Below are 12,783 nucleotides of genomic sequence, written 5' to 3'. Positions count from 1 at the left end.
GCTTATTCTCCCTTCCCGTCGCCGGATTTGCCGAGCGCTTTCTTCATGGCTGCCAGTTCGTCATCGATCGCGTCCGATCCGGCGAGCGCCGCGATTTCATCGGCGAGCGACGGGGTTTTGCCTTCGGCGATCTGCAAAGCGTCAGCGCGGCCTTCGGCGTAATCGACCCGGCGTTCCAGCTGGTCGAAGCGGGCGAGTGCCTCGTCGGTGCGCTCGGTGCTCATCAGGGTGCGCAGCTTGACGCGGTTTTCCGCGCTTTCGAGGCGCGCGGCGATCGCAGTCTGGCGGCTGCGGGCCTCGCGCAGGCGGTGCTGCAGCTTGGCGATGTCGTCCTCGTAAGCGCGCAGGGCATCGTCGAGCACGGCGATTTCGCTCTTCAGCTGATCGGCCATGTCGCCCGCCTTCTTCTTCTCGACCAGCGCGGCACGGGCGAGATCCTCGCGATCCTTGCTGAGCGCAAGCTGGGCTTTCTCGGCCCAGTCGGCCTGGAGCCGGTCAAGCTTCACGCAGTGGCGGTGCATTTCCTTCTGATCGGCAATGGTGCGCGCCGCGCTGGCGCGGACTTCGACCAGAGTTTCCTCCATTTCGAGGATGATCATGCGGATCATCTTGGTCGGATCATCCGCCTTGTCGAGCATATCGTTGAAATTGGCGGCAATGATGTCGCGGGTGCGGCTGAAAATGCCCATGAAGGCTACTCCATCGAGAAACGAATTGACCTTGGCGCTGACCTTGTCGGGATCGGCCCAGTCCCTTGCGGTCAGCGGTTCGCTGCCCGCCTTCTGCGTTGCCGAGGGGTTGCGACGCAAGGCCTCGATTTCCTCGTCGAGCCGCGAAAGGCGGCCCGCCGAGATCAGGCGCGAAGGTTGGGCCGGAGCGTCGCTGCCGGGGTGCACGCCATTGGAGCGGGCGTCACCTGCGGCATCTGCGGGGGGGACATTGCGCTCCGGCCCGAGGGGATCAAACGGATCGCCCATGTCAGGCGATACCGACCAGCGCACCTGCATCGGGTGCAGGGTGCGACAGCGGCGAGGCATGGGCCGCGCCGGGCTGGATCTGCGAGGACAGCGCGATCACCATCATCATCGCGGCGATGCTGGCCATCGCGGCCTGCCCGAGCTTCGAGCTCCAGAAGGCGCTGGCGGCGGGTTTGCGGTCGATCATTGTGGGCCTCCCAAGTGGTATCCGTGGTCTTGCCGGATAATTTGCAACCCGCGTGCCAAACTGCGGGAATGGCCGAAATCCGCCATTTTCTGGCCGTGGCACCCCCAGGCCATTGGTCTCTATTGCCAAGCATTGGGGATTTTCACTATAAGTTTGGACATGAAGCTCGAAAGCCAGTTCATCGGTCAATCGGGGGCCTTTCTGGACGCGGTCGAGCGTGCCAGCCGCGCGGCATCGATGAACCGGCCGGTGCTGGTGATCGGCGAACGCGGCACCGGCAAGGAACTGATCGCCGAGCGTCTTCACCGCCTGTCAAGCCGCTGGGACGAACCGCTGGTCACCATGAACTGCGCGGCCTTGCCCGAAACCCTGATCGAGGCCGAGCTGTTCGGCCACGAAGCGGGCGCCTTCACCGGAGCGACCAAGGCGAGGGCGGGGCGCTTTGAAGAGGCCGATCGCGGCACGCTGTTCCTTGATGAACTCGGTACGCTGAGCATGGGCGCGCAGGAGCGGCTGCTGCGTGCGGTCGAATATGGCGAGGTCACCCGCATCGGTGCCTCGCGACCGATCAGGGTCGATGTGCGGATCGTCGCGGCGACCAATGACGACCTCCCGGCTCTCGCCGCCAGCGGGGAATTCCGCGCCGACCTGCTCGACCGGTTGAGTTTTGAGGTCATCACCCTGCCACCGCTGCGGGTGCGCGAAGGCGATATCGGGGTGCTCGCGGAATATTTCGGGCGGCGTATGGCGGCCGAGCTCGATTGGGATCGCTGGCCCGGCTTTGCGCCGCACGTGATGGACGCGCTGGAAGATCACCCCTGGCCCGGCAATGTCCGCGAGCTGCGCAATGTGGTCGAACGGGCGGTCTATCGCTGGGCCGATTTCGAACGGCCGATCGCCCACGTGCAGTTCGATCCGTTTGACAGCCCGTGGCGCCCGCGTCCGCCCGAACACCGGCGCAGCGGACCCGGTGTGGCAGCGTCCGCGCCTCCGGCTGCGGCGTCCGAAGCGACGCCCAATCTCGATGCGGTCGATGATTTGCGCGCCGCGGTTGATGCTCATGAACGGGCGATCCTCCAGAACGCGCTCGGACGGCATCGCTGGAACCAGCGCCAGACCGCAAAGGCGCTCGGCCTCACCTATGACCAGCTGCGCCACTGCATCCGCAAGCACGGGCTGATGGAGGGCCAGGACTGAGAACGTTCCTAACGGGTTGGAAAGGCTTTGGCTGCTAGGCCGGTACCCCGTCCATCCGATAGCAGGGAATCATGTCCGCGTTTCGCCCGTTCCCAAGACTGACGTTTGCGAGGCGCTGACGATGGAGCGCCCTTTCGTTCATTCGGGGTCGGGCTTCGACGCGGAGGATTGCGCGGAGGCGGGTCAGCCTTTGCCGGACAGCCTGAATACCCCTATATCTCCATCGGTCGCATCGGCGGCGGACATTGATTCGCCATGTGACGTGAACCCTTCCGGGGGGACGCGTGGCAGCTTGCAGAGTGACGGCGGGATGGTGGACCCGAAGCCCGATGGACATGAAAACCCGGTGATTCCGGTCGGACGGCGCGCGGCCCCGCGCCTGCGCATCAGCCTGCCGGGCCAGCTGATTGCGGTCGAAAAGGCCCATTCCTGCATCCTGATGAACCTTTCCCGCACCGGAGCGCAGGTTGCGATTCTCGATTCCGTGCGCAAGAACGAGGGGGTGATCCTGCGCTGCGGAGTGATCAATCATTTCGCCATCGTCACCCGCAGCGAATTCGGCCTCAACGCGCTCGAATTCGATGAACCGCTGACGGACGACATCGTGCTGGAGATTCGCCGCTATCACGAGAATTTCGAGGAGCGCGAGCGGCGCGCGCTGATCGAGACTGCGCGCAAATGGGTCACCGGCGACTCTGAGGACGAGCGCCCGATCTGACGCGCTTGCTGCCTTGGCTCTTGCCAAATGCCGTCCCAGCGACTAGGTGGCAGCCCAATCCCGGCATTGTCGAGACAAGGTTTGGATGCTGGCGCCTCCGGGGGCCGGCCCGAAACCGCGTTTGCGCTATGCCGATTCCGATGGAGCACCAGTGGCCGATATTGCCCGTCTGACGCAACTGATCGAACCCGAGGCGACCGCGCTCGGGTTTGAGCTGGTGCGCGTGGCGTTTCTGCCTTCCGAGGCTGGTGACGGTGGCATGGCGTTGCAGATCATGGCCGAGGATCCGGCTACCGGGCAGCTGGTGATCGAACAGTGCGCCGCGCTGTCGCGCCGCGTGTCCGACGTGATCGATGCCGCCGAGGAAGCGGGCGAAGTGCTGATCGAAGGTGCCTACCACCTCGAAGTGAGCTCGCCTGGCATCGACCGTCCGCTGACCCGCGAGAAGGATTTCGCCAACTGGGCGGGCCATGAAGTGCGGATCGTCATGGACAAGGGCTTTGCCGGCCAGCGCGTCAACAAGGGCGTGCTTGGCGGGCTCGAGGATGGTATGATCCTCGTCAAAGAAGTGAAGGCGGGCGATGTCCGCCTGCCGCTCGCGGAAATTCACACGGCCAAGCTCGTTCTCACCGACGCGCTGATTGCCGCCACCCGCCCGCTCGATGTGAGCGGCGTGGACGAACTTATCGAAGACCCGGAAACTTCCGACCAAGAAGAAAAGGCAGACGACTGATGGCCAGCGCCATTTCCGCCAACAAGGCCGAACTCCTCGCGATCGCCAACGCGGTCGCCTCGGAAAAGATGATCGACAAGGCGATCGTCATCGAGGCGATGGAAGAAGCGATCCAGAAATCCGCGCGCAACCGCTATGGCGCGGAAAACGACATCCGCGCCAAGCTCGATCCGCTGACCGGCGATCTGACGCTGTGGCGCGTGGTCGAGGTGGTCGAAGAGGTCGAGGACTACTTCAAGCAGGTCGATCTGAAGCAGGCCGAAAAGCTCCAGCCGGGCGCCAAGGTCGGCGATTTCATCGTCGATCCGCTGCCGCCGGTCGATCTCGGCCGCATCGACGCGCAGAGTGCCAAGCAGGTGATCTTCCAGAAGGTCCGCGATGCCGAGCGTGAACGCCAGTATGAGGAATTCAAGGATCGTCAGGGCGAAGTCATCACCGGGGTGATCAAGTCGGTCGAATTCGGCCACGTGATCGTCAATCTCGGCCGCGCCGAGGGCGTGATCCGTCGCGACCAGCAGATCCCCCGCGAAGCTGCCCGCGTCGGCGAGCGCGTCCGCGCGCTGATCACCAAGGTGGAACGCAACAATCGCGGCCCGCAGATTTTCCTCAGCCGCGCGCACCCCGACTTCATGAAGAAGCTGTTCGCGCAGGAAGTGCCCGAAATCTACGACAACATCATCGAGATCAAGGCCGCCGCCCGCGATCCGGGCAGCCGCGCCAAGATCGGCGTGATCAGCCGCGATTCCTCGATCGACCCGGTCGGTGCCTGCGTCGGCATGAAGGGCAGCCGCGTGCAGGCGGTGGTGCAGGAACTGCAGGGCGAGAAGATCGACATCATCCCCTGGTCGGAAGACACCGCGACCTTCGTGGTCAACGCGCTCCAGCCCGCCACGGTCAGCCGCGTCGTTCTCGACGAGGATGATGGCCGCATCGAAGTGGTCGTGCCCGACGATCAGCTCAGCCTCGCGATTGGCCGCCGCGGCCAGAACGTCCGTCTGGCGAGCCAGCTTACCGGCCACCAGATCGACATCATGACCGAGGAAGAGGCTTCGGAGAAGCGCTCCAAGGAATTTGCCGAGCGTTCGAAGATGTTCGAGGAAGAGCTCGACGTTGACGAGACCCTCTCGCAGCTGCTGGTCGCCGAAGGCTTCGCCGAGCTCGAGGAAGTCGCCTATGTCGATCTCGCCGAACTCGCCAGCATCGAAGGCTTCGACGACGAACTGGCCGAGGAACTCCAGAGCCGTGCGCTCGAAGCGCTCGAGCGTCAGGAAGCCGCGCACCGCGAAGTGCGCCGTGGCCTCGGCGTCGAAGATGCGCTGGCCGAGATCCCGCACCTCACCGAGGCGATGCTGGTCACGCTCGGCAAGGCGGGGATCAAGACCCTCGACGATCTCGCCGACCTTGCGACCGACGAACTGATCGCCAAAAAGCGCGAGGCGCCGCGTCGCCGGAACAACACCGATGGCCCGCCGCAGCGCCGTCCGCAGCGCGAAACCGACAAGGGCGGCGTGCTGGGCGAGTATGGTCTGTCCGAAGAACAGGGCAACGAGATCATCATGGCCGCACGCGCACACTGGTTCGAAGATGAGCCGACCGAGGAGGCCGCCCATGCGGACTCCACCCAATGAGCGCCTGACGTCCGACATCGACGGGCCGTCGCTTTCCGCCAAGGCGGAGAGCGAGCGGCGCTGTATCCTCTCCGGGGAAACCTCGGCGCGGGTAGGGCTGGTGCGTCTGGCGATCTCGCCCGACGGGCTTGTGCTGCCCGATGCTGCGGCCAAGGCCCCCGGGCGCGGCGCGTGGATCGGTGCGACGCGGGCCGAGCTTGAACAAGCGCTTGCCGAGGGCCATCTGAAGAAGGCGCTGATGCGCGCCTTCAAGGGTGCGCCTCTCTCCATCCCCGCCGATCTTCCCGAGAAGGTCGAGGCGGCGCTCGCGCGCCATCTTGGTGACCGGCTGGGGCTCGAACTGCGTTCGGGCAATATCGTCCTTGGCTCCTCGCGGATCGAGGAACAGGCGCGCAGCGGACGTATTGCCGCGCTGCTCCATGCCAGTGACAGCAGCGAAGACGGGCGCCGCAAGCTCGATCAGGCCTGGCGCGTCGGCAGCGATGCCGAAGGATCGGGCCTGCGCGGGCAGGTCTTGCCTCTGGACCGCACCGCTCTGTCTGTGGCATTGGGCCGCGACAACGTTGTCCATCTGGGCGTGGCCGGCCATCCCGGCGATATGCGCGCTGCACAGCGCGTGCTTCAGGCGGTTTCCCGGCTCGTGCAATATGCCGGGAACGATCGGGCGAGCGAAACGAATGAAACGGGCCGGGACTCTTCCGGCCACGCCGATCAGCCGCAAGGCCGGTCGGCGGTGATTGACGAATACGTGAAGGACTGACGAGCGATAATGAGCGACGACAACGACAACCAGCGCACCCGCAAGCCTCTGGGCCTCAAACGCTCGGTTGATGCGGGCGAGGTGAAGCAGACCTTCAGCCACGGCCGCACCAACAAGGTGGTGGTCGAGGTGAAGCGTCGCCGCGTGCTCGGCAAGCCCGGCGAGGCCGCGCCATCCGCCCCGGCTCCCGCTCCCGAACCGGTGGTGGCAGCGCCCCCGCCGCCCCCGCCGCCCGCTCCCGCACCGCGCCCCGTGCGTCCCGCCCCGGCCGGTGAGACCCCGCAGGAGCGCGTGAAGCGCCTCCAGCTGGAAGCGGAGGAAGAACGCCTGCGGCTCGCCGAGGAAGCCCGCAAGCGCGAGGAAGCCGAAGCCCGCGAGCGCGAGGAAGAAGAGCGTCGCCGGGCCGAGGAAAATCGCCGCGCCGAGGAAGAGGCCGTGAAGCAGCGGGCCGAAGCCGCGAGTGCTCCGGCCCCCGCGGATGAAGCGCCCGCTGCCGAACCGCAGGCAGCCGTGTCTGCTGATGATGCTGCTCCGGCTGCGCCTTCAGCCAAGGCAGATGCTGTTCCTGCGGCACGCCGCTTCACACCTGTGGAGCGTCCCGAACCCAAGCGCCCTGCGCCCGAGGTCAAGGGCAAGAAGAAGGACGAAAAGCGCGCTGCGCCTGCCGACGAAGGCAAGGACAACCGCCGTTCGGGCAAGCTGACCGTCACCCGCGCCCTCAACGAGGACGAAGGCCGCCGTGCGCGCAGCCTCGCCGCGCTGAAGCGCGCCCGCGAAAAGGAGCGTCGCGGTCAGGGCGGGCCCAGCAAGCCGCGTGAAAAGCAGGTGCGCGACGTGGTCGTGCCCGAGGCGATCACTGTCAGCGAACTCGCCAACCGCATGGCCGAAAAGGGCGCGGACCTGGTGAAGGCGCTGTTCAACATGGGCATGATGGTCACGGTCAACCAGACCATCGATCAGGACACAGCGGAGCTGCTGGTCGAGGAGTTCGGCCACAACATCACCCGCGTTTCCGCGAGCGATGTCGACATCGACACCAGCGCCGATGAAGATCCCATCGAAACGCAGAAGCCGCGCCCGCCGGTGGTGACGATCATGGGCCACGTCGATCACGGCAAGACCAGTCTTCTGGATGCTCTGCGCGGCACCGACGTTGTGAAGGGTGAAGCCGGCGGCATCACCCAGCATATCGGCGCCTACCAGATCACCACCAAGGACAAGTCGAAGATCACCTTCCTCGACACGCCGGGCCACGCCGCCTTCACCGAAATGCGGATGCGCGGGGCGAATGTCACCGACATCGTCATTCTGGTGGTTGCGGGCGACGACGGGCTGATGCCGCAGACCATCGAGGCGATCAACCACACCAAGGCGGCGGGCGTGCCGATGATCGTGGCGATCACCAAGTCGGACAAGCCCGAGTTCAACCCGCAGAAGATCCGCGAACGTCTGCTCGAACATGAAATCGTGGTCGAGGCGATGTCGGGCGATGTGCAGGATGTCGAGGTTTCGGCCAAGACCGGCGCCGGTCTCGACAAGCTGATCGAGGCTATCAACCTTCAGGCCGAACTGCTCGAACTGAAGGCTCGCCCCGATCGTGATGCCGAGGCGACCGTGATCGAAGCCCAGCTGGACAAGGGCCGCGGGCCGGTGGCGACTGTGCTGGTGACCCGCGGGACGCTGAAGCGCGGCGACAACTTCGTCGTCGGCACCCAGTCTGGCCGCGTGCGTGCGATCGTCGACGACAAGGGCCAGCAGCTCAAGGAAGCCGGCCCCTCGATGCCGGTCGAAGTGCTCGGCCTTGGCGGTGTTCCGTCTGCCGGTGACAACCTCACCGTGGTCGAAAACGAACAGCGCGCTCGCGAGGTTGCCAAGTATCGTCAGGAAATCGCGACGGAAAAGCGTACCGCGCTGGCCCCGACCAATTTCGACACGATGTTCAACAACCTTGCCTCCAACGTCATCGAATATCCGGTGGTGGTAAAGGCGGACGTGCAGGGCTCGGTCGAGGCGATCGTCAATGCGCTCCACAACCTCTCGAACGACGAGATCAAGGTTCGCGTGCTGAATGCAGGCGTGGGTGCGATTACCGAAAGCGACGTGCTGCTCGCAGCAGCCTCGAAGGCGCCGATCATCGGCTTCAACGTGCGTCCCAATGCCAAGGCACGCGATCTGGTGAAGCGCGACGGGGTGCGAATGATGTATTACGATGTCATCTACCACCTGACCGATGCGGTCGCCAAGGAAATGGCGGGCGAGCTCGGGCCGGAGCGGATCGAAACCGTGGTCGGCCGTGCCGAGGTCAAGCAGGTGTTCCCGGCGGGCAAGAAGGACAAGGCGGCTGGTCTGCTGGTTCTGGAAGGCGCGATCCGCAAGGGTCTGTTCGCGCGTCTCACCCGTCAGGATGTCATCGTCTCGGCGACCAAGATCGCCTCGCTGCGGCGCTTCAAGGACGACGTGGACGAAGTCCGCGCCGGTCTCGAATGCGGTGTGGTGCTGGAAGACACCAACGACATCAAGGCGGGCGACATGCTCGAAGTCTTCTCGGTCGAGGAGCGTGAGCGGACGCTGTGAGCCTGAACGACGCTTATTACCCCGACGATGCCGGGCAGTCGCCGCATACGGCGCTGCTCGGCTCGCAATTCGTGAACTGGGATGCGGAAACGCAGACCGCGACAATGCGCTTCACCGTCAAGCGCGAAATGACGACCTGGCGCGGGGGCGTGCAGGGCGGGTTGGTGGCAGGCTATCTCGATGACGTGATGGGCTATGCCTATGTCGCGGCCACTGGCGGCGTCATGGCGCCGCTGAACCTCGACATTGCCATGAGCCTGATCCGCCTGATCCCCGCAGGTGCGACCATCATCGGCACCGGCCGGGTGGTGAAGGCGGGGCAGCGGGTGGTGTTCCTCGAAGGCGAGCTGCGCGGGGAGGATGGCACGATCTACGCCCGTTCCACCTCGACCGCGATCCCCACGCCGCGCCCGACGCCGGAAGTCACAGGGCTGGAGCGATAATGCCCGAGGGCGACCGGCGCTATCTGGCGCTGCTGGGCAGCATCAATGTGGGCGGCAACCGGATCGCCATGGCCGATCTCAGGCTTGCGCTGGAGGAGGCCGGGTTTCGCGATGTTGTGACGGTGGCAGCCAGCGGCAATGTCATTCTGAGCGACAACCGCGATCCGGCCAGCATCGAAGTCGCGCTCGAAAGCGTGATTGCCGCGCGCTACGGGTTCGCATCCTGCGCCATGGTCCGCACCCGCGATCAGGTGCGCGCCGCGATTGACGAAAACCCGTTCCACGGCACCGGTCCGCAGCACGGTTCAGACAAGATGGTCCATTCGATCTTCCTGAGCCAGCAACCCGACCGCGCAGATTTCGATCAGCTTCTGGCGGATCACCGCGCCAGAGGGGGCGAGCGGTTGGCGATGGGTGACCGCGTGCTGTTTCTCGATTATGTGCACGGGGTGGGCGTGTCGGACCTGTCGAACAAGACACTGGAGCGCAGGCTCCGCTGTAAGGGCACGGCGCGCAACATGAACTCGCTCAAGAACCTCCTGTCGAAGATGATCTGACGCCATGGCCGCCAAACAACCCTTCACCGCCGAACAGCAATCGGTCCGCGTCCTCAAGGTCGGCGAACGGGTGCGGCATATCCTGTCGGAACTGCTCGCCCGCGGCGAGGTGCATGATGATGTGGTGAGCGCCGCGAATATCTCGGTCACCGAGGTGCGCATGACGCCCGATCTGCGCCACGCGACCGCTTATGTGAAGCCGCTGCTGGGCGCTGGCGATGACGAGGTGGTGCACGCCCTGCGCCAGAACACCGCCTTCCTGCAACGCGAGGTCGCGACCCGGCTCGGGCTGAAATTCGCGCCGAAGCTCAAGTTCCGCAAGGACGAAAGCTTTGCCGAGGCTGACCGGATTGAGGCGCTGCTGCGCGATCCCAAGGTGCTGCGCGATCTGGACGATGGCGACGGCGAATAGTCCGGCCTACCTCGGCACCATGCGCGCCTTCAGCGTGATATCGACCTTGTTTCCGACCAGCAGCTGATAGCTTTTCATCCCGTATTTGCGCCGGTCGATTGTGGTGGTGCCGGTGAAGCTGACCGGCTTTCCGGCCTGTGCGACCGGGTCCGTTTCGAAGGTGACGTCAAGCGTTTGCGGCTGGGTGATGCCGCGTGCGGTCAACTCGCCTGCAACCGTGCCGCGGGTCGGGCTGGACAGTTTCAGCGAGCGCCCGACGAAGCGCACGGTCGGATACTTTTCCACCCAGAAGAACTTGTCGCCGCGCAGCCGGGCAAGGGTGACATCGTCCGGCGCCTCGATCGCGGTGGCATCGAAGGTGACGTCGATCATGGCCCGCTCCGGTGCACCCGGCACGATCGTCACCGCGCCCTGCATCTTGGGAAAGCGCGCCGTCTTGCTGGCAAGACCGAAGAACGGCACCTTTGCCGAGACATTGCTGGCCGCTGCGTCGAGGGTATAGCGTTGTGGCACGCTTGCCGTATTGGCAAGCGCGAGCAGCGCCAGCACGGGCAGCAGTGCAAGGCGCAATGAGGGATGGCGACCGGTCATCGTCCTCAAGATACGCACGAGATGGGCAAAAGGTTCAAGTCCGTCCTCGCCCACGGCGCGACCACAGGTTAGGCAGGCGCGATGGCCAAGCTTTATTTCTACTACGCCAGCATGAACGCAGGCAAATCGTCCCACCTGTTGCAGGCGGATTTCAACTACCGTGAGCGCGGCATGGCGACCATGCTTTGGACCGCTGCGCTGGACAGCCGTTCGGGCGGGCAGGTGAAAAGCCGCATCGGGCTGGAAAGCGCCGCGCACAAGTTTGCGCCTGACACAGACCTGTGGACGACGATCAGCGCCGCGCACAAGGTCGAACCGCTCGATTGCGTGATGGTGGACGAAGCGCAGTTCCTCACCTCCGATCAGGTGTGGCAGCTGGCGCGGCTGGCGGACGAGGGCGGCATACCCGTGCTGTGTTATGGCCTGCGCACCGATTTTCAGGGTGCGCTGTTTCCCGGCTCGGCGGTACTGCTCGGCATTGCCGATGCTCTGGTGGAGCTGAAAGCGGTATGCCACTGCGGGCGCAAGGCGACGATGAACCTCCGCGTCGATGAAAGCGGTGCGGCAGTCAAGCAGGGCCAGCAGACCGAAATCGGCGGCAATGACCGCTACGTTGCGCTGTGTCGCAAGCATTTTTCGCAGGCCCTTGGCGCGTGAGCACGCCCCTTACAGGCTGGCTGATCCTCGACAAGCCGAGAGGGATGGGCAGCACCCAGGGCGTGAGCGCAGTCAAGCGCGTGCTGCGGCAGAACGGCTATGCCAAAACGAAGGTCGGCCATGGCGGCACCCTCGATCCGCTGGCCGAAGGCGTGCTGCCGATCGCGCTGGGAGAGGCGACCAAGCTGGCCGGGCGGATGCTCGACAGCGACAAGATCTATGCCTTTACGGTGCGGTTCGGGGAGGAGACCGACACGCTCGACACCGAAGGGCCAGTGATCGCCACCAGCGATTTGCGCCCGGCTCTGGCCGAGGTCGAGGCTGTGCTGCCGCGCTTCACCGGCGCTATCGAGCAGGTGCCGCCCGCCTACTCCGCGCTCAAGATCGATGGCCAGCGCGCCTATCATTTGGCGCGGGCAGGGGAAGCGGTGGAGCTGAAGTCGCGGGCGGTGACGATCCACGCACTCACCCTCACCGAAGCTCAAGGGCAAGACGCGCTGGAAGCGGTCACTCTCGTCGCCCATGTGTCAAAAGGCACCTACATCCGTTCCCTCGCGCGTGACATCGCCCATGCCCTCGGCACCTGCGGCCATGTTACCTATCTCAGGCGCATCAAGGCAGGGCCGTTCCGCGAGGAACAGGCGATTTCGCTGGACAAACTGGAGCAAGCCGCTAAGGGCGCAGGCCTTGAACACCTTCTCCTGCCGCTGGAGGCAGGGCTGGACGACATCCCGGCCCTTCACCTCGACCAGACAAGCGCGCAGGCGGTCCGACAGGGCCGGGTGCTGTCTGGCATGCCCCAATCATCCGGGCTTTACCTCGCGAAACTGGGTGCTGTCCCGGTCGCGCTGATGGAAATCACGGATGGGACGGCCAAGGTCGTCCGGGGGTTCAACTGTCCCGATGTCGCAGAGTGAAAGAGAAATACTATGTCGGTGACCGCCGAAAAGAAGCAGGAAATCATTTCGTCCAACGCCCGTGATCCCAAGGACACCGGTAGCCCCGAAGTGCAGGTCGCGATCCTCACCGAGCGCATCCGCAACCTGACCGAGCACTTCAAGGATCACCACAAGGACAACCACTCGCGTCGCGGCCTTCTGATGATGGTCAACAAGCGTCGCACGCTGCTCGCCTATCTCAAGAAGAAGGATGTCGAGCGTTACAACGCGCTGATCCAGAAGCTGGGCCTGCGCAAGTAAGAGTTTAGCGGGAAGGGCGGCTCAAGAGGCCGCCTTTCTTGCATTTGGGGCTAGCGGGCATCCGGCCTGCTGCCTTGGGGCCAAACCAGTGCCCCGCACCGGACCGGGACGGTTCTTTCCCCGGCACATGAGGCCCCGCCCGGCAATATG

Annotated in this window: 15 protein-coding genes; 12 read left to right on the top strand and 3 right to left on the bottom strand. The window is 64.8% G+C overall.

Going from position 1 to position 12,783, the window contains the following annotated elements:
• Window positions 1–2: 2 nt before the first annotated feature.
• Together pspA and ACU0AG_RS06785 are read right to left on the bottom strand one after the other, a co-directional pair.
• On the bottom strand, window positions 3–1,037 hold the full coding sequence (gene pspA / locus ACU0AG_RS06790) for a phage shock protein PspA (protein WP_482781502.1): 1,035 nt from the start codon (window positions 1,035–1,037) through the stop codon (window positions 3–5).
• A complete protein-coding gene (locus ACU0AG_RS06785) occupies window positions 979–1,164 on the bottom strand; it encodes a hypothetical protein (RefSeq protein WP_482781501.1) in 186 nt (61 codons plus the stop codon). The genes pspA and ACU0AG_RS06785 overlap by 59 nt, the downstream gene beginning before the upstream one ends.
• Window positions 1,165–1,323: 159 nt before the next feature.
• On the opposite strand from ACU0AG_RS06785, the gene pspF reads away from it, so the two are divergent.
• From pspF to rbfA, 9 genes are all read left to right on the top strand, one after another.
• On the top strand, window positions 1,324–2,361 hold the full coding sequence (gene pspF, locus ACU0AG_RS06780) for a phage shock protein operon transcriptional activator (protein WP_482781500.1): 1,038 nt from the start codon (window positions 1,324–1,326) through the stop codon (window positions 2,359–2,361).
• A gap of 310 nt (window positions 2,362–2,671) precedes the next feature.
• Entirely contained in the window at window positions 2,672–3,079 is a 408-nt protein-coding gene (locus ACU0AG_RS06775; RefSeq protein WP_482781499.1) for a hypothetical protein, read from the top strand.
• Between the two features lie 151 nt (window positions 3,080–3,230).
• A complete protein-coding gene (gene rimP / locus ACU0AG_RS06770; RefSeq protein ID WP_482781498.1) occupies window positions 3,231–3,812 on the top strand; it encodes a ribosome maturation protein RimP in 582 nt (193 codons plus the stop codon).
• A complete protein-coding gene (gene nusA, locus ACU0AG_RS06765) occupies window positions 3,812–5,440 on the top strand; it encodes a transcription termination factor NusA (RefSeq protein ID WP_482781497.1) in 1,629 nt (542 codons plus the stop codon). Before rimP ends, nusA begins: the two co-directional genes overlap by 1 nt.
• Window positions 5,421–6,200 carry a DUF448 domain-containing protein gene (locus tag ACU0AG_RS06760; RefSeq protein WP_482781496.1) on the top strand — a complete coding sequence of 260 codons (780 nt, stop codon included), beginning with the start codon at window positions 5,421–5,423 and terminating at the stop codon, window positions 6,198–6,200. The genes nusA and ACU0AG_RS06760 overlap by 20 nt, the downstream gene beginning before the upstream one ends.
• Window positions 6,201–6,209: 9 nt before the next feature.
• Complete coding sequence (gene infB / locus ACU0AG_RS06755) at window positions 6,210–8,774, top strand: translation initiation factor IF-2 (RefSeq protein WP_482781495.1); 2,565 nt, start codon at window positions 6,210–6,212, stop codon at window positions 8,772–8,774.
• Complete coding sequence (locus ACU0AG_RS06750; RefSeq protein WP_482781494.1) at window positions 8,771–9,217, top strand: PaaI family thioesterase; 447 nt, start codon at window positions 8,771–8,773, stop codon at window positions 9,215–9,217. Before infB ends, ACU0AG_RS06750 begins: the two co-directional genes overlap by 4 nt.
• Window positions 9,217–9,774, top strand: coding sequence for a DUF1697 domain-containing protein (locus ACU0AG_RS06745; RefSeq protein ID WP_482781493.1), 558 nt, complete (start codon window positions 9,217–9,219; stop codon window positions 9,772–9,774). The genes ACU0AG_RS06750 and ACU0AG_RS06745 overlap by 1 nt, the downstream gene beginning before the upstream one ends.
• Window positions 9,775–9,778: 4 nt before the next feature.
• Window positions 9,779–10,186, top strand: coding sequence for a 30S ribosome-binding factor RbfA (rbfA, locus tag ACU0AG_RS06740; protein WP_482781492.1), 408 nt, complete (start codon window positions 9,779–9,781; stop codon window positions 10,184–10,186).
• A 6-nt stretch (window positions 10,187–10,192) separates the two neighbouring features.
• On the opposite strand, the gene ACU0AG_RS06735 is transcribed toward rbfA, so the two are convergent.
• A complete protein-coding gene (locus tag ACU0AG_RS06735; RefSeq protein WP_482781491.1) occupies window positions 10,193–10,777 on the bottom strand; it encodes a YceI family protein in 585 nt (194 codons plus the stop codon).
• A gap of 81 nt (window positions 10,778–10,858) precedes the next feature.
• Between ACU0AG_RS06735 and ACU0AG_RS06730 the strand changes: the two genes are divergently transcribed.
• From ACU0AG_RS06730 to rpsO, 3 genes are read left to right on the top strand one after another with little or no spacing between them, the layout of a single operon-like run.
• On the top strand, window positions 10,859–11,434 hold the full coding sequence (locus tag ACU0AG_RS06730; RefSeq protein ID WP_482781490.1) for a thymidine kinase: 576 nt from the start codon (window positions 10,859–10,861) through the stop codon (window positions 11,432–11,434).
• Window positions 11,431–12,351, top strand: a complete 921-nt coding sequence (truB, locus tag ACU0AG_RS06725) for a tRNA pseudouridine(55) synthase TruB (protein ID WP_482781489.1) — start codon at window positions 11,431–11,433, stop codon at window positions 12,349–12,351. The genes ACU0AG_RS06730 and truB overlap by 4 nt, the downstream gene beginning before the upstream one ends.
• Window positions 12,352–12,363: 12 nt before the next feature.
• Window positions 12,364–12,633, top strand: a complete 270-nt coding sequence (gene rpsO, locus ACU0AG_RS06720) for a 30S ribosomal protein S15 (protein WP_067403000.1) — start codon at window positions 12,364–12,366, stop codon at window positions 12,631–12,633.
• Window positions 12,634–12,783: the final 150 nt, after the last annotated feature.

The organism is Erythrobacter sp. RANMB8, assembly GCF_056848235.1.
The sequence above is the reverse complement of the archived record's forward strand: the minus strand, read 5'-3'. Positions and strand labels throughout refer to the sequence as shown.

Bases quoted from the DNA above. Each gene is read 5' to 3' on its own strand.
- ACU0AG_RS06730 (WP_482781490.1), top strand. From the start codon at position 10,859: ATGGCCAAGCTTTATTTCTACTACGCCAGCATGAACGCAGGCAAATCG.
- pspF (WP_482781500.1), top strand. From the start codon at position 1,324: ATGAAGCTCGAAAGCCAGTTCATCGGTCAATCGGGGGCCTTTCTGGAC.
- ACU0AG_RS06735 (WP_482781491.1), bottom strand. From the start codon at position 10,777: ATGACCGGTCGCCATCCCTCATTGCGCCTTGCACTGCTGCCCGTGCTG.
- rpsO (WP_067403000.1), top strand. From the start codon at position 12,364: ATGTCGGTGACCGCCGAAAAGAAGCAGGAAATCATTTCGTCCAACGCC.
- ACU0AG_RS06745 (WP_482781493.1), top strand. From the start codon at position 9,217: ATGCCCGAGGGCGACCGGCGCTATCTGGCGCTGCTGGGCAGCATCAAT.
- ACU0AG_RS06760 (WP_482781496.1), top strand. From the start codon at position 5,421: ATGCGGACTCCACCCAATGAGCGCCTGACGTCCGACATCGACGGGCCG.
- infB (WP_482781495.1), top strand. From the start codon at position 6,210: ATGAGCGACGACAACGACAACCAGCGCACCCGCAAGCCTCTGGGCCTC.
- nusA (WP_482781497.1), top strand. From the start codon at position 3,812: ATGGCCAGCGCCATTTCCGCCAACAAGGCCGAACTCCTCGCGATCGCC.
- rbfA (WP_482781492.1), top strand. From the start codon at position 9,779: ATGGCCGCCAAACAACCCTTCACCGCCGAACAGCAATCGGTCCGCGTC.
- ACU0AG_RS06775 (WP_482781499.1), top strand. From the start codon at position 2,672: ATGGTGGACCCGAAGCCCGATGGACATGAAAACCCGGTGATTCCGGTC.
- pspA (WP_482781502.1), bottom strand. From the start codon at position 1,037: ATGCCTCGCCGCTGTCGCACCCTGCACCCGATGCAGGTGCGCTGGTCG.
- ACU0AG_RS06785 (WP_482781501.1), bottom strand. From the start codon at position 1,164: ATGATCGACCGCAAACCCGCCGCCAGCGCCTTCTGGAGCTCGAAGCTC.